This window comes from Acidisoma sp. 7E03, assembly GCF_054665075.1.
Map to the genome: position 1 here is coordinate 212,180 of NZ_BAAFHE010000008.1, position 15,958 is coordinate 228,137.

The window sequence follows — 15,958 nt, forward strand, 5'->3', positions numbered from 1 at the left end:
GAACGGAAGGCGCGTGACCTGCGCCCCCCGATCGACAAGCCTCAGTTGTGCGCGGCCCGCTCCTTCGCAGCCGCGCTCCGGCGCAGCTCGCAGATGGCGGCGTGAACCTGTTCCCAGTGGTTCTGCATGCGGGGGTCGTCGTGCTGAGCGAGGGTTGCCCGCTCGGCTGCCACGGCCTGCGCCTGCAGTCCAAACCGCTCGATCATCTGCCGTGCGACGACGACGCTATTCTGAAACTCCATCCTGCCCTCCCGATGTTTGTTTCTGGTAGTGTATGCGCCGCCGGCCCCCCCGGGCCAGGGCCGGCGCTACATGGGAGGGCGGCCTCCCTTTCATGACCGATGACGGCGCCGTGGGCTCTCGAAAGCTTGAGAAAAAATTGAGGGAAGCCCGCTGTCATTCCCCGCGGGATACAATAGTAGGACAGTGGGTGAACCGGGCGCCGGGTCCTGCACACCCGCCGAATGGGAGCAGGGTAGGACGTGCAACGGTTTTGGGGCGACAACGGGCACTGGCCCACTGTAGCCGGCAGTCAGATTGGGTCCAGCCTCTCGGTTGAGGCGTCTTGGTTCTCTCGATGCCGCCGGCGCGCCGACGCGGCCCGGAAGGACGCCCCGATCGATGCACGATAATCTGACCGAGCCTATGGCAGCCGCCGGCCTCGCGAAGACGCCCACGGGCATCGTGGGCTTCGACGAGATCACCCTGGGGGGGCTGCCTTCCGGCAGGCCCAGCCTGGTCTGCGGTGCCGCCGGCTGCGGCAAGACGCTGTTTGCCACCACCTTCCTCGTCCATGGCGCCACTCGCTTCGACGAGCCCGGCGTCTTCATGAGCTTCGAGGAACGGGCCGAGGATCTGGCCGCCAACGTCGCGTCGCTCGGCTACGATCTCGACGGGCTGGTGGCGCAGGGCAGGATCGCCATCGACCATGTCCGCGTCGATCCGAGCGAGATCGAGGAGAACGGCGAATACGATCTCGAAGGCTTGTTCCTGCGCCTCGGCTTCGCGGTGGACAGCGTGGGCGCCAAGCGCGTCGTGCTCGATACGATCGAGACCCTGTTCTCCGGCTTCACCGATGCCGCCCTGCTGCGCGCCGAGCTGCGCCGTCTCTTCGGCTGGCTCAAGGATCGGGGCCTCACTGCCGTCATCACAGGTGAGCGCGGCGAGGGGCAGCTGACCCGCCAGGGGTTGGAGGAATACGTCTCCGATTGCGTGATCCTCCTCGACAATCGGGTGGTGGATCAGGTGACGACGCGGCGCATGCGCGTCGTCAAATATCGCGGTTCGGCCCACGGCACGAACGAATATCCCTTCCTCATCGATACCGGCGGCATCAGCGTCCTGCCTGTTACCTCCTCGGGCCTCTATCGTCCCGCGTCGCAGGAGGTCGTCTCCACCGGCGTCTTCGGGGTCGATGCGATGCTCGGGCGCGGTGGCTTCTACCGCGGCTCCAGCATCCTCATTTCGGGCGTCGCGGGCACGGGAAAGACCACCTTCTCCACCCATTTTGCCCATGCCGCCTGCCTGCGGGGTGAGCGCTGCCTGTTCTTCGCCTTCGAGGAAAGCGCCGACGAGATCGCGCGCAACGCCCTGTCTTACGGGCTGGATCTGCGGCGCTGGCTCGATGCCGGTCTGCTGCGCTTCGAGGCTTCGCGGCCAAGTCTTTTTGGTCTGGAAATGCATCTGGCCCGGATGAATCGCGATCTCGAGGAGTTTCGCCCCGAGGTCGTCGTCATCGATCCGATCTCCGCCTTTCGCGGCCCGGATTCCGAGGTCCACGGCACGCTGCTGCGCATGATCGACCTGCTGAAGAGCCGCGGCATCCTGGGCGTTTTCACCAGCCTGCGCAGCGACGGCGGGCTGGTCGATTATGCCGACATGGGCCTCTCCTCGCTGATGGACGGCTGGATCAAGCTCGATAACGACGAGGCGAATGGCGAGCTCAACCGCACGCTGTACATGCTCAAGGCCCGTGGCATGAGCCACTCCAACCAGATCCGTGAATACCGGATCACGGGCGCGGGCATCGAGTTGATCGAGCCCTATATCGGGCCGGAAGGCGTGCTCACCGGCACGGCACGGGTCGCGCAGCGCGCCCGGGAGGAAGCCGCACAGCTTGCCCGCCAGCAGGAGGCTGAGCGTCGCCGGCGGGATCTCGCGCGGCGCCGTGCCGGGATCGAACGGCAGATCGCGGAGCTCCAGGCGGTGCTGACCGACGAGGAGCAGGAAGAATCCCTCCTCCTCGCTGAGCTCGGCAGCCGCGAAGAAGAGCTTCTGCGAGACCGAGAGACGATGGCAGCGATGCGGGGGGCTGCAGAATGACGGACGACGACCAGGCTGACGACGCGATGAACGACGATCCCGAGCACTACCACCTGCGCCTCTACGTCGCGGGGCAGACCAGCAAGTCCCTGGCGGCTCTCTCCAACCTCAAGCGGGTGTGCGAGGAGCATCTCGCCGGTCGCTACGAAATCGAGGTGATCGACCTCATCCAGAACCCCCGCCTCGCGGCAGGGGATCAGATCCTCGCCATCCCGACCCTCGTCCGCAAGCTGCCTACGCCGCTGAAGCGGATCATCGGGGATCTCTCCAACACCGACAAGGTGCTCGTCGGTCTCGACGTGCGAGCCAAGGGCGCCGGCTGATGCCGGGCGGAGACGCGCCGGGAAGGGGTGGCGACGTCGCCGCGATGGCGGCGCGCATCCGGGAGCTCGAGACGCGGCTGCAAGAGAGTGAGGAGACGCTCGAGGCCATTCGGCGCGGCGAAATCGACGCTCTGGTGGTGGCCACGCCGCGGCGCGAGCACGCGGTCTACACCCTGCAGGGCGCGGACCGGCCCTACCGCGTGCTGATCGAGCAGATCCAGGAAGGTGCGCTGACCCTGAACGAGGATGGCGTCATCCTCTACACCAATACGCGTCTGGCGGGGATGCTGCGTTCGGAGCCCGCGAGCCTGGTCGGGCGCGGCCTCGGCTCCATCCTCTCAGGCGAGGATCGCGAGGGCCTCCCCTCCTTTCTGTCCGCTGCGGCACTCGGCGGCGCGCGGCGGGAGTTCACGCTGGTGGCGGCGGATCAGACCTGGGTGCCGGTCTATCTTTCGCTCAGCCCGTTGCCGGGAGAGGGCACGGGGCGCGACAGCCCCTCCATGCTGCTGTGTGGCGTGGTGACCGACCTCACCGAACATAAGCTTCATATCCGTGCCTTGGCCGAGAGCAATGCCCGGCTGAAGGAGCAGATCGCCGAACGCGAGCGGATTGAGGACGCGCTGCGGCAGAGCCAGAAGATGGAGGCGGTCGGGCAGCTGACCGGCGGCCTCGCGCATGATTTCAACAATCTCCTGACCGGCATCACGGCGGGTCTCGAGCTGCTGCAGACGCGCCTCTCCCAGGGGCGGCTGCAGGGAATCGAGCGCTATGTGAGTGTCGCGCAGGACGGCGCGCGCCGGGCCGCGGCGCTCACCCACCGGCTGCTCGCCTTCTCCCGCCGCCAGACCTTGGCACCCAAGGCGACCGACCTCGCCGATCTGGTTGACGGCATGCGCGAGCTGATCCAGCGGAGCGTGGGCCCGGAAATCGCCGTGCGAACGACGGCCGCGGAGGAGGGCGCCCTGCATGTCTTGGTCGATCCCGGGCAGATGGAGAATGCGCTCCTCAACCTCTGCATCAATGCCCGGGACGCCATGCCACAGGGCGGCGACATCCTGATCGACATGCGCCGCGTGCAGGTCGACTCGGCGGCGGCGCAGACCCTGTCTTTGGCGCCCGGCGCCTATGTCGAGCTTCGGGTGCGAGACACCGGCACCGGCATGTCGCCCGAGGTTCTGTCCCGCGCCTTCGATCCCTTTTTCACGACCAAGCCCATCGGCGTCGGCACCGGTCTCGGCTTGTCGATGATCTACGGCTTCGTCCAGCAGTCGGGCGGGCAGGTGCATATCGACTCGGCGCTCGGCCAGGGAACTTGCGTGTCCCTCTATCTGCCCGCGCATGGCGGCGCCGCCGCGGCGGCGCTGGCCCAGGGCGAGCGGGCGGAAGTGCCGCGCGCCGCGGCGGGCGAAGCCGTGCTGGTGGTGGACGACGAGCCGACGGTGCGCATGCTGGTGACGGAGGTGCTGACCGACCTCGGATACAAGGCCCTGGAAGCCGCCGAAGGCACGGGCGCGCTCGCCCTGCTGCAATCCGATCTGCCGATCGATCTCCTCGTCACCGATGTCGGCCTGCCCGGCGGTCTGAACGGCCGCGCGCTCGCCGAAGCCGCGCGCATCGTGCGACCGGACCTCAAAGTGCTCTTCATCACCGGCTATGCCGAGCATTCAGTGCTCAATGCGAGCAATCTCGCGCCCGGCATGCACATCCAGAGCAAGCCCTTCAGTATGGAGACGCTGGCGCGCCGCATCAAAGAGGTGATCGAAGGCGTTTGAGCGGAGCCTGCACGGCTTCCCAGCCGCCCCCGCAACCCCTAGGGTCTCCCGCAAGACGATAAAAAGACAGGGAGATTCGTCATGAACGCGGGATTGAACCCGAGCGACGACGCGCAAGCCATTGCCGAGGCGACGCTCGAATCGGGCCGCTTGCAGGCTGCGGCGATCCTCGCCGCCCAGATTCTTGCCATTCGCGCGGATTACCGCCGAACGGTCGAGGGACAGGCCCAGGACGCGGTGGAGGTTTTCGAGGAGGTTCAGAAGCTTCTCAGCCGGCGGTGAGCAGCGCCGCCCAGCCGGTAGCGGGCTACGACCAGAAAAAGACCTTGCCCGGCAGTCCTCCTGGCCGCTCACCTTTCCCAGTGGCATAGAGCAACGATTGCCAGGTCGAAACGGGAGGGGCGGGTGACTCAGGCGCGCGAGCGGAGGCGAGGGCGGCGGCGGCTGCGCGTCCTCATGGAAATCGGCCGGCACCTTCTGGCCCCGTTGCCGTTGCTTGTTTTCTTGCTCGTGACACTCCGTGTCGCGGCAGCCGATACGCCGCTGCAGCCGCTCGATACGTCGAGCCCGAGCGCCACTTATCAATCCTTCCTGCGGCAGACGGCCCGGACCGAAGCGGAATTCATCGCCTATACGAACCATAAGACCCTGGATGGCGAGCGGCGCCTGGTCTTCACGGCGCGGCGGGCCGGCGACCTCTTCGATCTGTCGGATGCGGCGCCGGCTCTGCGGCAGAAGGCAGGTGCTTCGGCCGCCATGTATCTCGCCGACATCCTCAACCGCTTGCCCGACATCCCACCGGCCAGCATTCCGGGCGCCCCTGGCTGGACCGGCGGCAAGCTGCCCGACAAGTGGCTCATTCCGGGTACCGCGATCACCATCGCGCGGATGGAGAGCGGGCCGCAGAAGGGCGAGTATCTCTTCACCGCGGATACCGTGGCGCAGCTCCCGGCCGATCACGAGCTCATGCAGGATCAGCCGATGCTGCGGCCGAGCAAGGCCGCCAACTGGCGGATGGTGCAGGTCAACATCACCGGGCCGCTGATCCCGGCCTCCCTGATTGCCGCACTGCCGCGATGGTCTCTGAACACCGTGCTGGGGACGCCGCTCTGGAAGATCGCGGCGACCTTGATCGCCTTTGGCGTGGTCCTGTGCCTCGCCGCCCTCTGGCTCCTGGTCACGCGGCGCTGGGGCCGCGGCCATAGCCGATTCCGCCGTGCCGCCGCCGGCTTGGTGGCGCCGCTCGGGCTCTTCCTGCTCTACATGATCTTCATCCTGCTGGTGCGGTCCCAGCTCAACCTCTCCGGCACCTTCGCCGTGGCGGAGGTCTTCTTTTCCGTTCTGCTGCTCTATCTCATCGCCGCTTGGGCGGCCTGGCGCCTCTGCTTCCTGCTTGCGGAAGCCGTCATCGCCTCGCCCCGCATCCCGGACAACAGCTACGACTCGCACCTCTTGCGGCTCTGCGCGCGGCTCGGCGGCTTCGCCGCCGTCGCGGTTCTGCTGCTCTACGGTGCCAATCAGATCGGCATTCCCGCCCTCGGCCTCGTCGCCGGCCTCGGCGTCGGCGGCATTGCGGTGGCGCTCGCCTCGCAGTCGACGGTCGAGAACCTCATCGGCGGTTTTTCGATCTTCGCGGACCGGCCCTTCCGCGTCGGAGACTTCATCCAATACGGCCCGCAATCGGGCGTGGTGGAATCGATCGGTCCGCGTTCGAGCCGGATCCGGGAACTCGACGGCACGCTCACCACCGTGCCGAATGGCGATCTGGCCCGGATGCACGTCAACAACGCGTCGATGCGCTCCAAGTGCCTCTTCCGCCATGACATCACGTTGCGCGCCGATACCTCCTCCGAACAGTGCCAGGCGGTGCTGGACGGGCTGCGGCGACTGTTGACGGACCATCCGCAGGTGGAGAAGCGGCCGGGCTTCCCGCGCGTCGCGCTGACAAGCCTTGGCGGGTCGGCTATCACCGTGCAGTTGCAGGCGCATGTCTTGACGACGGATTACGCCTTCTTCCTCGAGGTTCAGGAGGCGCTGCTGTTCGGCGTGATGCAGTGCGTGGCAGAGGCCGGCGCGAGCTTCGCCGCGGCCGGATAGGGCAGGGTTCGCGGACCCCGCCTGTCCCAGGCTTGCCGAGATGGGTTGCCAATACAGGGGGTGCGACGACATAAGCCCATTGGGCCCCCGCATGTGGTGGCACGAGCGGCGGGGGGCCGTGTGACCTACTTCAGTGCCTTGCTCGTCGTTGTCGCGGCCTTTCTGGTGCCGGCTGTCGCCAGCTACCTGATCTCGCGCCGGACGCATCACGAAAGCCGCCGGCAGTTCCACGAAGTCGGCATCGCCGTCTTTCTGCAGATGGGCGTCATTCTCGCCGTCATCATTGCCTTCGTCTTCACCAATGTCTGGGATCAGTTCAACGACGCGTCCAACGCGGTGGACCGCGAAGCGCTGGACTTGCAGAACATGGCCGATCGCTCGGCCTATCTGCCGCCCGAGGCCGCTGCCGCCGTGCGCCAGGCGCTCGCCCGCTACGTGCAGAGCGAGGTGGAGAGCGAATGGCCGGCCATGGCGCGGCGCCAGATCAGCCCGCAGACGACAGATGCCTTCACCCATCTGTTCGCCGCGGTGGCCGCGGTACCCCTCAGCGACGCCCTGGTCGTCGGCACCCGGGAAAGCCTGCTGCACCTCACCAGCGACGTGCGCGACCAGCGGCAGTTGCGGCTGTTTCAGCTGGAAACCAATGTGCCGCCCTGGGTCTGGGGCTTGCTGATCGGCTTCTCAGGCGTGCTCGTGCTCTTCGTGATGGCGAGCGGCGTCGGCCATCACGGCGTGCAGTCGGTCCTGGTCGGCATCTTCGCCGCCTTCCTCGCCACCATCCTGGTGACCATTCATCTGCTGGACTACCCCTTCGAGGGCAGCATCCGCATCGCGCCGGAAACATTGGTGAACACGCTGGCGCATGTCAACGACATCCCGATCGTCCCGCTCCGCTCTCCGCAAGCTGCGGATACGTCAAAACGCCCTTGATCCCCGCTATGTGCTCTCCGAGAAGAGAGCGCTCTGTCTGTGCCCGGCCGAAGTGGCCTGGCGCGGCTGTGTGCAGGAGAGCCCTGGTCTCATGGATCGGTTTCACGCTGTCTTCTGTGCCTACCGAGCCTCCGATGTTGGGCGCTCTCTCTGGTTTATCCGGCAGTTGCGCCAGTTCATTCCCCAGATCTCTATCTTGGCCGTCTCCACCGGGGGCGGCAGGATCTTGGAGCAGGCAGGTGCCGAAGCTGAGCTGTTCGACGCGGTGCTGGCGGATGACAACCGCCGAATGGAATTCGGCGCTTATCAGACGGGATTAGACCATATCGTCCAGTTGGGCGAGCTGGGCCGGTCCCGAGGTGTTTTCTTCCTCAACGATACGATCGGCCGGAAGGATTGGGATCACAATGTCTGTCTGACCTACGCCGCCTTTGCGGCTTCCCTCACCGGGCGCCTTCCTGTCCTCTTCGGCACGGTTGACCGCTATGGTCCTGGGGTGACGCTTTGCATCGCCGGCCTGCCGGTCTCCCGTTGGGTTTCGACGTGTCTCTTCTTCGCGGATCGGAACTTGCTCCAGGCTGTGGGCCAGCGCATCGCCTACGACCTAGTGCCGGAACTCGACAATCGCCAGCAGGGCGATACGGGTGATGCGTTGGAGACTCGGTTCTTCGAGGGACTCGACATCACGGTCGCCGAACGGCTGGGCGATTGGCTCTTCCGCGGTGGGTGGTATCGGAGCGGGGCCCTACTGCCCGAGAATTACGTGTTCTTTCGCGCCAAACTGCGTTCCATCCTGAACGAGATGTATCTCAGCGCCCTGGCTGAAAAGCAGCAGGCCATCAGCTCCGCCGGCCACTACCTTGCCTTCCTGCGCAAGTCGGACGAACTCCGCCGGCTTGGGAGTTGAGCAGGAGCCCTAGGCGCTCTTAGTCGGAATTTTCACCTAGTCGTTCTTCTTTGTCGCTACGGCACAGCCGCTGCCGTCTCTGATCACAACCTTCATTTGAACAGGTAGCGCTATGAAGCACGTGCAAATTTATTGACATGGCCAGAAATCCTACTTAATAAGTAGGGATTATCTCTGACGGACATCACGGAGTTGGATGGCCATGAAACGTGCGGAGCGACTGACGACGGTAGCCGGGGTGCAGAATTTCGTGCTGACCCTGTGGTCGGAAGAGGCGGAAGCCAGGGGAACACCGGCTGTCTATCTGCCGATCGATCCGGAAGACGCTCGGCAGCTCCTGGGTTCGCTCGATCGTTGGCTCGCCGACATCGAACGGAAGAACTAAGCTTCAGCCGGGGGAGCGATCCGGGCGATGATCGCTTCACGCGCCGCCCGACCGGTGGCGAGCACCTGCCGCGCCGCCGCAAGAACTGTGGCGGGCGCATCCTCGGGCCGCCCGGCCGAAAAGGGCGGTGCAGGGGCATATTCCAGGGTGAGCTGGATGCGCTCAGCTTCCGCCTGGCCATAAAGCTCGGCGATCACCGACAAGCCGAAATCAATGCCACTGGTGACCCCGCCTGCTGTGATGAGCGTGCCGTCGCGCACCACCCGGCCGCTATCCGGAATCGCGCCGAAGGCCGGCAGAAAATCCCGTGCATTCCAATGCGTCGCTACCCGCCGGCCGGCGATGAGCCCAGCCGCCCCCAGCACCAGTGCGCCGGTGCAGACGGAGGTGAGGAAGCGGGTGGCGGGGGCCTTGGCACGCAGGAAGGCAAGAGTCTCCGCGTCCTCCAGCAGCGCGTTGACGCCGGCGCCGCCCGGGACGCACAGCAGGTCGAGGGGCGGGGCCTCGGCGAAGCTGGCCGTCGGGTGCAGAACCAGGCCGGTTGAGGCGGTCACCGGCTCGGTCGTCTTCCACAGCAGATGCACCGCCGCGTCCGTCGCCGAGGCAAAGACCTCGTAGGGGCCCGTGAGATCGAGCTGCTGCACGCCGGGAAAGACGAGAATGCCGAAGCTGAGTGTCACGTCACGGCCTCCTGTTGAGGTGGCCATGCTGCCGCAGCCTCGGCCATTCCGCCAGAGCGCTTAGGCCTCGTCCTTCTTCTCGCTCAGCAGGTCGAGCTTTGCGCGCGCCCCGTCCGAGAGATGGATGGCGGAGGCTTCGAGATTTTCCCGCAAATGGCCGAGCGAGCTGGTGCCTGGAATGAGCAGGATATTCGGCGAACGCTGCAGCAGCCAGGCGATCGCCACCTGCATCGGCGTCGCCGCTGCGTGTTCGGCCACCTCCGTCAGGATGCTCGACTGCAGGGGCGTGAAGCCGCCCAGCGGGAAATAGGGTACGTAGGGGATGCCCTCGGCCGCGAGTTGCTCGATCATCGCCTCGTCGCCGCGATTGGCGAGGTTGTAGAAGTTCTGCACGCAGACAATCGGTGTGATGCTGCGCGCTTCCGCAAGCTGCGTCGGCGTCACGTGGCTCACGCCGATGTGGCGGATGAGACCTTGTGCCTTCAGCTCCGCCAGCGTCTCGATCTGTTCGGCGATCGAACCTTCGGCCGGGGTGTGCAGCCCGTGCATGCTGCGGAAGTTGACGACCTCCAGCTGCTCCAGGCCGAGACTGCGGAGATTGTCATGCACCGCCTGCGTCAATTCCTCCTTGGACAGGGCGGGCAGCCATGCGCCGTCCGAACCGCGCTTTGCCGCAACCTTGGTGACGATCACCAGATCCTCCGGATAGGGGTGCAGCGCTTCGCGGATGATCTCGTTGGTAACGTGCGGCCCGTAGAAGTCGGAGGTGTCGATGTGGTTGACGCCCTGGGCCACCGCCTCCCGCAGCACGGCGACGGCCACCGCGCGGTCCTTCGGCGGGCCGAAGACGTGGGGACCGGCCAGCTGCATGGCGCCGTAGCCCAGCCGGCGCACGGTGCTGTCGCCCAGGGTGTAAGTGCCGGCACTGTCGATCATCGTCATGGTGGTCTCCTCTCTGTGTGACCAGAAGATAGGGTCTGCACCAGCGCACGATAACCAGCTACAATCCGAACAGCTTGTGCGGAGAGCCGAACAATGGCGGTCGAGCTCGACGATCTAAACGCCTTTCTGGCGGTGGCGCGGACCGGCGGTTTCCGAGATGCGGCACGGATCACGGGAGCCAGCGCCTCCGGCCTCAGCGAGGCGGTGAGCCGGCTGGAAGCGCGCCTCGGGCTTCGCCTCTTCCATCGCACGACCCGCAGCGTCCGTCCCACCGAAGCGGGCGCACGGCTGGTCGAGCGGCTGGCTCCGGCCTTGGCGGAGGTCGAATCCGCCCTCGACATCGTGAACGGCTTTCGCGAGAAGCCTGCCGGTACGCTCCGCCTCAACGTGCCGGTGGTGGCGGCCCGGCTGATCCTGCCGCGCATCGTCCCCGGCTTCCTCGCGGCCTATCCCGACATCCGGCTGGAGATCATGGCGGAAGACGGCTTCGTGGACATGCTGGCCGCCGGTTTCGATGCCGGCATCCGCTACGATGAGCGGCTGGAGCAGGACATGATCGCGGTGCCCATCGGCCCGCGCGTGCAGCGCTTCGCTCTGGCCGCGTCACCCGCCTATCTCGCTCGGCGAGGTGTGCCGGCGCATCCGCGCGACCTGCTCGGCCATGCCTGCCTGCCGGGGCGCCTGACTCGGGGTGGCGTCGTCACCTGGGAATTCGAGCGGGCAGGCGAGGTGGTGAAGCTCGATCCAACAGGGCCGCTGATCGTCAATCTCGGCGGGGCTGTGGAACTTTCGGTGTCGGCGGCACTCAGCGGCGCCGGCATCATCTATCTCTTCGAAGAGTGGTTGCAGCCGTATATCGACAGCGGCGCCCTGGTGCCCATTCTGCCCGAGTGGTGGCTCTCCTTCCCGGGGCCGTTTCTCTACTACCCCGGGCGGCGGCTGGTTCCGGCGCCGCTCCGCGCCTTCATCGACCATCTGAAGGTGGCGGGCTAACCGCCTTGCGTCAGCCCTTGCCGCGCGGGCGGGCGGCGGTGCGGCCGGGTTCGGCCGGGGGCTCCGGCGCGGCGAGGGCGCCGAGCACCGCCTCCCAGGCGTCCCAGGCGGCGACGTCGAAGGCCGCCACCGCTTCGTCCTCGTCCATCTTGGTTTCGGCCAGGCTCGCGACCAACTGGTCGATGCGCCGCATCAGCGCGCTTTCGAATTTCTGGCGAGACCGGCCGCGCATCGATTCCCCGAAGGCCACGCCGGCCTGGCGGCAATCATCGATGGAAAGGGGCGGGGAAGGGGAAAGGCTCTGCGTCATCGTCCGCGGGGTCTGTACGAGGGTCCTCACCATAGGCCCGAAAAAGAGGCGACAGCCAGCGGGACTTGCCCGCTGGCCCTGTCACGATTTCACTGGCTGGCGATGGCCCATTCGCCATCCGGCTTCTGGCACCAAGTCAGCTTGTAGGGCATTCCGTCGGTGCTGACGCCGGTGTGGAAGGTGTAGCCGAACTCCCGGCACTGCAGCCCATGGCTTTCGAACTGCTTCTTGAAGGTCACGGTGCCCGAATGCTTCGTCTTCGGGTTGGTCCAGGACTCTTCCTGCGGGCCGTCCGGGCCGAGCTTGCCGGCCTCGGTGCGGAGGATCGTCATGTCGCTATTGGTCAGCCGTCGGGGCAGATAGCTCTGCATCACCTGGGCCGCGGCCGGCGCGGGCAGAAGGCCGGGCACGATGCCACCCAAGGCGACGGCCGCCGCCAGAAGGATCAGAGACTTGCGCGACATGGAGAGCTCCCGCTTCGCCAGTGGAATGGTCTCTCTCGCTTATCGCGCAACCCCGCCCTCCGCAACCGCGGCCGCGAGCTTGCCGAGCAGACGGGCGTGGCTGCGCGCGCCGCCCCGGAAGCAGGCGATGTCGAATTTCTCGTTGGGGCTGTGCACCTGGTCATCGTCGAGGCCGAAACCCATCAGGATGGTGTCAAGGCCAAGCGCGATCTTGAAGGTGCCGACGACGGGGATGGAGCCGCCCGATCCCATGAGCACCGGCTCGCGCCCGTATTCCTCGCGCAGCGCCGCCTGCGCCGCCGGCACGAAGGGATTGTCCATGGCAACTTCCACCGCCGGGTTCAGCCCATATTCCTGCAGGCTAAGGCGGGCGCCTGGCGGCGTGCGATCGGCCAGGAAGCGCTCGAAACCGGCGAGCACGCGCGCCGGGTCCTGCCGGCCGACGAGCCGGAAGGAGACTTTGGCATGGGCGTGGGAGGCGATGACCGTCTTGGCACCTTCGCCCGTATAGCCGCCCCAGATGCCGTTGATGTCCGCGGTCGGCCGCGCCCAGACCCGCTCCAGCACCGGCCGGCCCGTTTCGCCGGCCCCATGCGTCAGACCGATCGCCGCCAGCATCTCGCTCTCGTCGACGCCGAGCGATGCCCATTGGGCGGCGAGTGCCGGGGGCAGTTCGTCCACGCCATCGTAGAATCCCGGGATCTGCACGCGGCCCTGTTCATCATGCAGATCGCCCAGGATGCGCGTCAGCGCGTTGATCGGGTTGAGCGCGGCGCCGCCGAACATGCCGGAATGCAGATCCTTGTCCGGCCCGATCAGATCGACCTGGGTGTAGACGAGGCCGCGCAGCCGGGTGGTCAGCGCCGGGGTCTCGCGGTCCCACATGTCGGTGTCGCTGACGAGCGCGATGTCGGCTGCGAGCAGATCCTTGTGGCCGTCGATGAAGGCTTCCAGATTGGCCGACCCCACCTCTTCCTCGCCTTCCAGCAGCAGGGTGATGCGGATGGGCAGGCTGCCCGTCGCCTGATGCCAGGCGCGGCAGGCCCAGAGGAAGGTCATGACCTGACCCTTGTCGTCCACCGCGCCGCGGGCGACGACCCGGCGGCCCTTCGGCCCGTCCACGATCGTGGGCGTGAAGGGAGGGCTGGTCCACAGCTCCAGCGGATCCGCCGGCTGCACGTCGTAATGGCCGTAGAAGAGGACATGCGGGACACGACGGTCGGCGGGCCCCGGATAATGACCGGTGACGATCGGATGCCCCGCCGTCTCGTGCAACTGCATCGTGAAGCCGACGGCTGCGAATTCGCGCAGCAGCCAGTCCGCCGCCCGTCTGCAATCCGCCGCATGGGCCGGTTGGGCGCTGACGCTCGGGATGGAGAGGAAGTCGCACAGGCTGGCCTCGGCCTCGGCTTCCGTCGCCTTCAAGCGGGCCAGCACGGCCTCGGTCTGGTTGGGGGCTGCGGTCACGTCTTCTCTCCTTGGGTCGGCACGCCATAGGCTGCGAGGAAGACCGCAATAGCACCCTGGACGACACGTTCAACCTCGGCCGGTGTCGGCTCGGCCAGGCGCAGCCGGGCGCGCATCACCAGCTTGGTCTGACAGAGGGCGACGAATTGTTCTGCCGCAAAGTCGGCATCCACGATGGTGAAATGGCCAGCCTCGGTCTGCTGTCGCAGCCAGCCCGCGAGGTAGGTGAGGGCGCGCTGGGGGCCCGCCTCGTAGAAGATCCGGGCGAGTTCGGGGAACTTTTCGGCTTCCGACATCACCATGGTGTGAATGGCGCGGCGGAAGGGCGAAACCATCATCTCGACGATGGTGAGCCCGAGGCTGCGCAGCGTCGTCTCCGCGCTGTCCAGGCTTTGCGCATCGGGCAGGAGGTGCCGGAAGGCGCTGTCACAGGAAGTGGAGATCACGCCGTGGAAGAGCGCCGCCTTGCTCGGGAAATAGTTGTAAAGCGTGCCTTTGGAAACGCCGACTTCGCGGGCGATGCGCGCCATGCTCGCGCCTTCGTAGCCGTCGCGGGCGAAGACGCGTCCGGCGCCGTCGAGGATCGCCTGGCGCCGCTCGGGCGACAGCGCCTCGGCCGGCGCATCTGCGTCCGTCGCATTGGTGTTATCGGTCCCGCTCACGCTCTCTCCCCGCCTCGGCAGGTTTGACAATGCCGGTCCCGCTCCTATCATACAAGCAGCTAACCGAACCGTTCGGTCATAGCGCGTGGCAGGAGCGGCATCGTTGGCCAAGACCTTGAGACAAGCCCTGACGAAGGCCCGGGCCGGTTTGACATGGTCTGCCGCGACCGCAAGCCTGGTCATGATGGCTGGCTGCGCGGTCGGGCCGGACTTCAAGAAGCCGACGCCGCCCTATGACCCCGCATCCTTTCTGACGGGACGCAGCGTGGGCCAGGGCGTCAGCCAGCCGGATGCGGCGCCCATCGAAGTCTCTTGGTGGAAGAGCTTCAACGATCCCGAACTCAATTCGCTGATCCAGCGCGCCATCGCCCAGAATCTCGACGTGAAGACCGCGACGATCCGGCTGGCGGAAGCCCGCGCCAATGCGGGCGTCACCGCCTCCGCCTTCTTCCCGAGCGTAAACGGCAATGCGACGGCGGCCGACATCAAGCTCTCCGACAAGGGCGGCTCGCTTTTCGGTGGTGGCAGTTCCTCCTCGTCCTCGGGCGGCGGATCGGGTTCTTCGAGCATCAGCCCGATGTCGATCTATCAATACGGGTTCGACGCGACCTGGACACTCGACATCTTCGGCAAGGTGCGGCGTCAGGTGGAAGCGGGCAATGCCGCGATCCAGGCGTCAGAAATCGACCGCCGCGGCGTGCTGATCCAGATGATGGCGGAGGTCGCGCGTGACTACGTGCAGCTGCGCAACGCGCAGATGCAGCTGCGCATCGCCGAGGACAACGTGAACACCGCGCAGAAGCTGTTGACGCTGACGCGCCAGCGCGCGGTCGCGGGCCTCACCGACCAGCTCGACGTTGCGCAGGAACAGGCACAGCTCACCACGACGGAAGCAACGGTGCCGCAGGCCCAGCAGCAGGTGGCGCAGTATATCAACGCGCTCAGCATGCTGCTGGCCCTGCCGCCGCGCGCGCTGCAGTCCGAACTCATCACGCCCGAGGCTGTGCCGCCGACGCCGGCCGTCATTCCGGTGGGCCTGCCCTCCGATCTGCTGCGCCGCCGCCCCGACATCATGGAGGCGGAGGCCAATCTGCATCAGGCGACCGCGAATATCGGCGTCTCGGTCGCGAGCTTCTTCCCGAGCTTCAATCTGCTTGGCGTTTTCGGTATCGAATCGAACGCGACGCAGGATCTCTTCACCACCGCGGCGCGCACCTACATCCTGGGCGGCATGGTACAGGTGCCCATCTTCCAGGGCGGCAAGCTGGTCGAGCAGCTGCATCTGGCAAAGGAGCGGCAGAAGGAGGCCATGGTCTCCTACGACAAGACCGTTCTGCAAGCCTTCGAGGACGTTGACAACGCGCTCACCGACTACGATCAGGAGCAGCAGCGCCGCGTGCTGCTGACCAAGGCCGTCGCCGCCAATCAGCACGCCTTCGATCTGGCGCGGGATCGCTACACCCAGGGGATCGCAACCTATATCGACGTGCTCAACGCGCAGCAGAACGTGCTGACCAGTCAACGCCAGTTGCAGGACAGCATCGCGGCCGTCTCGACCGATCTCGTCTCTCTCTATCTCGCGCTCGGCGGCGGCTGGGAGGACACCTTCCCGACGCCTGCGAACGAGGCCGAGCCCAATGCCTCGATCGGCCAGACGATCAAGACGGCGGTGACCGGCGGCAACGCGAGCTGAGGCAGCGGCGC

17 protein-coding genes are annotated in these 15,958 nt (G+C 66.4%); 10 read left to right on the top strand and 7 right to left on the bottom strand.

All coding sequences use genetic code 11. From position 1 onward, the window contains the following. Positions 1-41: 41 nt before the first annotated feature. The gene (locus tag ACYQ6W_RS14335; protein ID WP_459676182.1) at positions 42-242 is read right to left on the bottom strand and encodes a hypothetical protein; all 201 of its coding nucleotides are present in this window, start codon (positions 240-242) and stop codon (positions 42-44) included. A gap of 379 nt (positions 243-621) precedes the next feature. Here ACYQ6W_RS14335 and kaiC point away from each other — a divergent pair, with 379 nt between their 5' ends. From kaiC to ACYQ6W_RS14375, 8 genes are all read left to right on the top strand, one after another. Beyond that, positions 622-2,322, top strand: coding sequence for a circadian clock protein KaiC (gene kaiC / locus ACYQ6W_RS14340; protein ID WP_459676183.1), 1,701 nt, complete (start codon positions 622-624; stop codon positions 2,320-2,322). Further along, a complete protein-coding gene (locus ACYQ6W_RS14345; protein WP_459676184.1) occupies positions 2,319-2,645 on the top strand; it encodes a circadian clock KaiB family protein in 327 nt (108 codons plus the stop codon). The genes kaiC and ACYQ6W_RS14345 overlap by 4 nt, the downstream gene beginning before the upstream one ends. Further along, on the top strand, positions 2,645-4,417 hold the full coding sequence (locus tag ACYQ6W_RS14350) for an ATP-binding protein (protein ID WP_459676185.1): 1,773 nt from the start codon (positions 2,645-2,647) through the stop codon (positions 4,415-4,417). Before ACYQ6W_RS14345 ends, ACYQ6W_RS14350 begins: the two co-directional genes overlap by 1 nt. An 81-nt stretch (positions 4,418-4,498) precedes the next feature. Next, positions 4,499-4,699 carry a hypothetical protein gene (locus ACYQ6W_RS14355; protein WP_459676187.1) on the top strand — a complete coding sequence of 67 codons (201 nt, stop codon included), beginning with the start codon at positions 4,499-4,501 and terminating at the stop codon, positions 4,697-4,699. A 228-nt stretch (positions 4,700-4,927) separates the two neighbouring features. Further along, complete coding sequence (locus tag ACYQ6W_RS14360; RefSeq protein WP_459676241.1) at positions 4,928-6,514, top strand: mechanosensitive ion channel family protein; 1,587 nt, start codon at positions 4,928-4,930, stop codon at positions 6,512-6,514. A 120-nt stretch (positions 6,515-6,634) separates the two neighbouring features. Further along, a complete protein-coding gene (locus ACYQ6W_RS14365; RefSeq protein ID WP_459676188.1) occupies positions 6,635-7,444 on the top strand; it encodes a bestrophin-like domain in 810 nt (269 codons plus the stop codon). Between the two features lie 91 nt (positions 7,445-7,535). Then, positions 7,536-8,351 (top strand): hypothetical protein, encoded by an 816-nt coding sequence (locus ACYQ6W_RS14370; RefSeq protein WP_459676190.1) that lies wholly within the window; start codon positions 7,536-7,538, stop codon positions 8,349-8,351. Between the two features lie 202 nt (positions 8,352-8,553). After that, positions 8,554-8,736 (top strand): hypothetical protein, encoded by a 183-nt coding sequence (locus tag ACYQ6W_RS14375; protein ID WP_459676191.1) that lies wholly within the window; start codon positions 8,554-8,556, stop codon positions 8,734-8,736. On the opposite strand, the gene ACYQ6W_RS14380 is transcribed toward ACYQ6W_RS14375, so the two are convergent. Continuing rightward, positions 8,733-9,416, bottom strand: coding sequence for a DJ-1/PfpI family protein (locus ACYQ6W_RS14380; RefSeq protein WP_459676193.1), 684 nt, complete (start codon positions 9,414-9,416; stop codon positions 8,733-8,735). The genes ACYQ6W_RS14375 and ACYQ6W_RS14380 overlap by 4 nt on opposite strands. Before the next feature lie 60 nt (positions 9,417-9,476). Beyond that, positions 9,477-10,358 (bottom strand): aldo/keto reductase family oxidoreductase, encoded by an 882-nt coding sequence (locus ACYQ6W_RS14385; protein ID WP_459676194.1) that lies wholly within the window; start codon positions 10,356-10,358, stop codon positions 9,477-9,479. Positions 10,359-10,451: 93 nt separating this feature from the next. On the opposite strand from ACYQ6W_RS14385, the gene ACYQ6W_RS14390 reads away from it, so the two are divergent. Continuing rightward, the gene (locus ACYQ6W_RS14390; RefSeq protein ID WP_459676196.1) at positions 10,452-11,351 is read left to right on the top strand and encodes a LysR family transcriptional regulator; all 900 of its coding nucleotides are present in this window, start codon (positions 10,452-10,454) and stop codon (positions 11,349-11,351) included. Between the two features lie 10 nt (positions 11,352-11,361). Here ACYQ6W_RS14390 and ACYQ6W_RS14395 read toward each other — a convergent pair whose 3' ends face one another. From ACYQ6W_RS14395 to ACYQ6W_RS14410, 4 genes are all read right to left on the bottom strand, one after another. Next, entirely contained in the window at positions 11,362-11,583 is a 222-nt protein-coding gene (locus ACYQ6W_RS14395; protein ID WP_459676197.1) for a hypothetical protein, read from the bottom strand. 167 nt (positions 11,584-11,750) lie between these two features. Then, on the bottom strand, positions 11,751-12,125 hold the full coding sequence (locus ACYQ6W_RS14400; RefSeq protein WP_459676199.1) for an RT0821/Lpp0805 family surface protein: 375 nt from the start codon (positions 12,123-12,125) through the stop codon (positions 11,751-11,753). Between the two features lie 39 nt (positions 12,126-12,164). Further along, positions 12,165-13,592, bottom strand: coding sequence for a dipeptidase (locus tag ACYQ6W_RS14405; RefSeq protein WP_459676200.1), 1,428 nt, complete (start codon positions 13,590-13,592; stop codon positions 12,165-12,167). Further along, positions 13,589-14,254 carry a TetR/AcrR family transcriptional regulator C-terminal domain-containing protein gene (locus tag ACYQ6W_RS14410; RefSeq protein WP_459676202.1) on the bottom strand — a complete coding sequence of 222 codons (666 nt, stop codon included), beginning with the start codon at positions 14,252-14,254 and terminating at the stop codon, positions 13,589-13,591. The genes ACYQ6W_RS14405 and ACYQ6W_RS14410 overlap by 4 nt, the downstream gene beginning before the upstream one ends. Positions 14,255-14,357: 103 nt before the next feature. Between ACYQ6W_RS14410 and ACYQ6W_RS14415 the strand changes: the two genes are divergently transcribed. Then, positions 14,358-15,947, top strand: a complete 1,590-nt coding sequence (locus ACYQ6W_RS14415) for an efflux transporter outer membrane subunit (protein WP_459676203.1) — start codon at positions 14,358-14,360, stop codon at positions 15,945-15,947. Positions 15,948-15,958 lie beyond the last annotated feature (11 nt).

What these genes read in the sequence shown, in the direction of transcription:
- ACYQ6W_RS14335 (WP_459676182.1), bottom strand. Translation starts at nt 242, where the DNA reads ATGGAGTTTCAGAATAGCGTCGTCGTCGCACGGCAGATGATCGAGCGG.
- kaiC (WP_459676183.1), top strand. Translation starts at nt 622, where the DNA reads ATGCACGATAATCTGACCGAGCCTATGGCAGCCGCCGGCCTCGCGAAG.
- ACYQ6W_RS14345 (WP_459676184.1), top strand. Translation starts at nt 2,319, where the DNA reads ATGACGGACGACGACCAGGCTGACGACGCGATGAACGACGATCCCGAG.
- ACYQ6W_RS14350 (WP_459676185.1), top strand. Translation starts at nt 2,645, where the DNA reads ATGCCGGGCGGAGACGCGCCGGGAAGGGGTGGCGACGTCGCCGCGATG.
- ACYQ6W_RS14355 (WP_459676187.1), top strand. Translation starts at nt 4,499, where the DNA reads ATGAACGCGGGATTGAACCCGAGCGACGACGCGCAAGCCATTGCCGAG.
- ACYQ6W_RS14370 (WP_459676190.1), top strand. Translation starts at nt 7,536, where the DNA reads ATGGATCGGTTTCACGCTGTCTTCTGTGCCTACCGAGCCTCCGATGTT.
- ACYQ6W_RS14375 (WP_459676191.1), top strand. Translation starts at nt 8,554, where the DNA reads ATGAAACGTGCGGAGCGACTGACGACGGTAGCCGGGGTGCAGAATTTC.
- ACYQ6W_RS14385 (WP_459676194.1), bottom strand. Translation starts at nt 10,358, where the DNA reads ATGACGATGATCGACAGTGCCGGCACTTACACCCTGGGCGACAGCACC.
- ACYQ6W_RS14390 (WP_459676196.1), top strand. Translation starts at nt 10,452, where the DNA reads ATGGCGGTCGAGCTCGACGATCTAAACGCCTTTCTGGCGGTGGCGCGG.
- ACYQ6W_RS14395 (WP_459676197.1), bottom strand. Translation starts at nt 11,583, where the DNA reads ATGCGCGGCCGGTCTCGCCAGAAATTCGAAAGCGCGCTGATGCGGCGC.
- ACYQ6W_RS14400 (WP_459676199.1), bottom strand. Translation starts at nt 12,125, where the DNA reads ATGTCGCGCAAGTCTCTGATCCTTCTGGCGGCGGCCGTCGCCTTGGGT.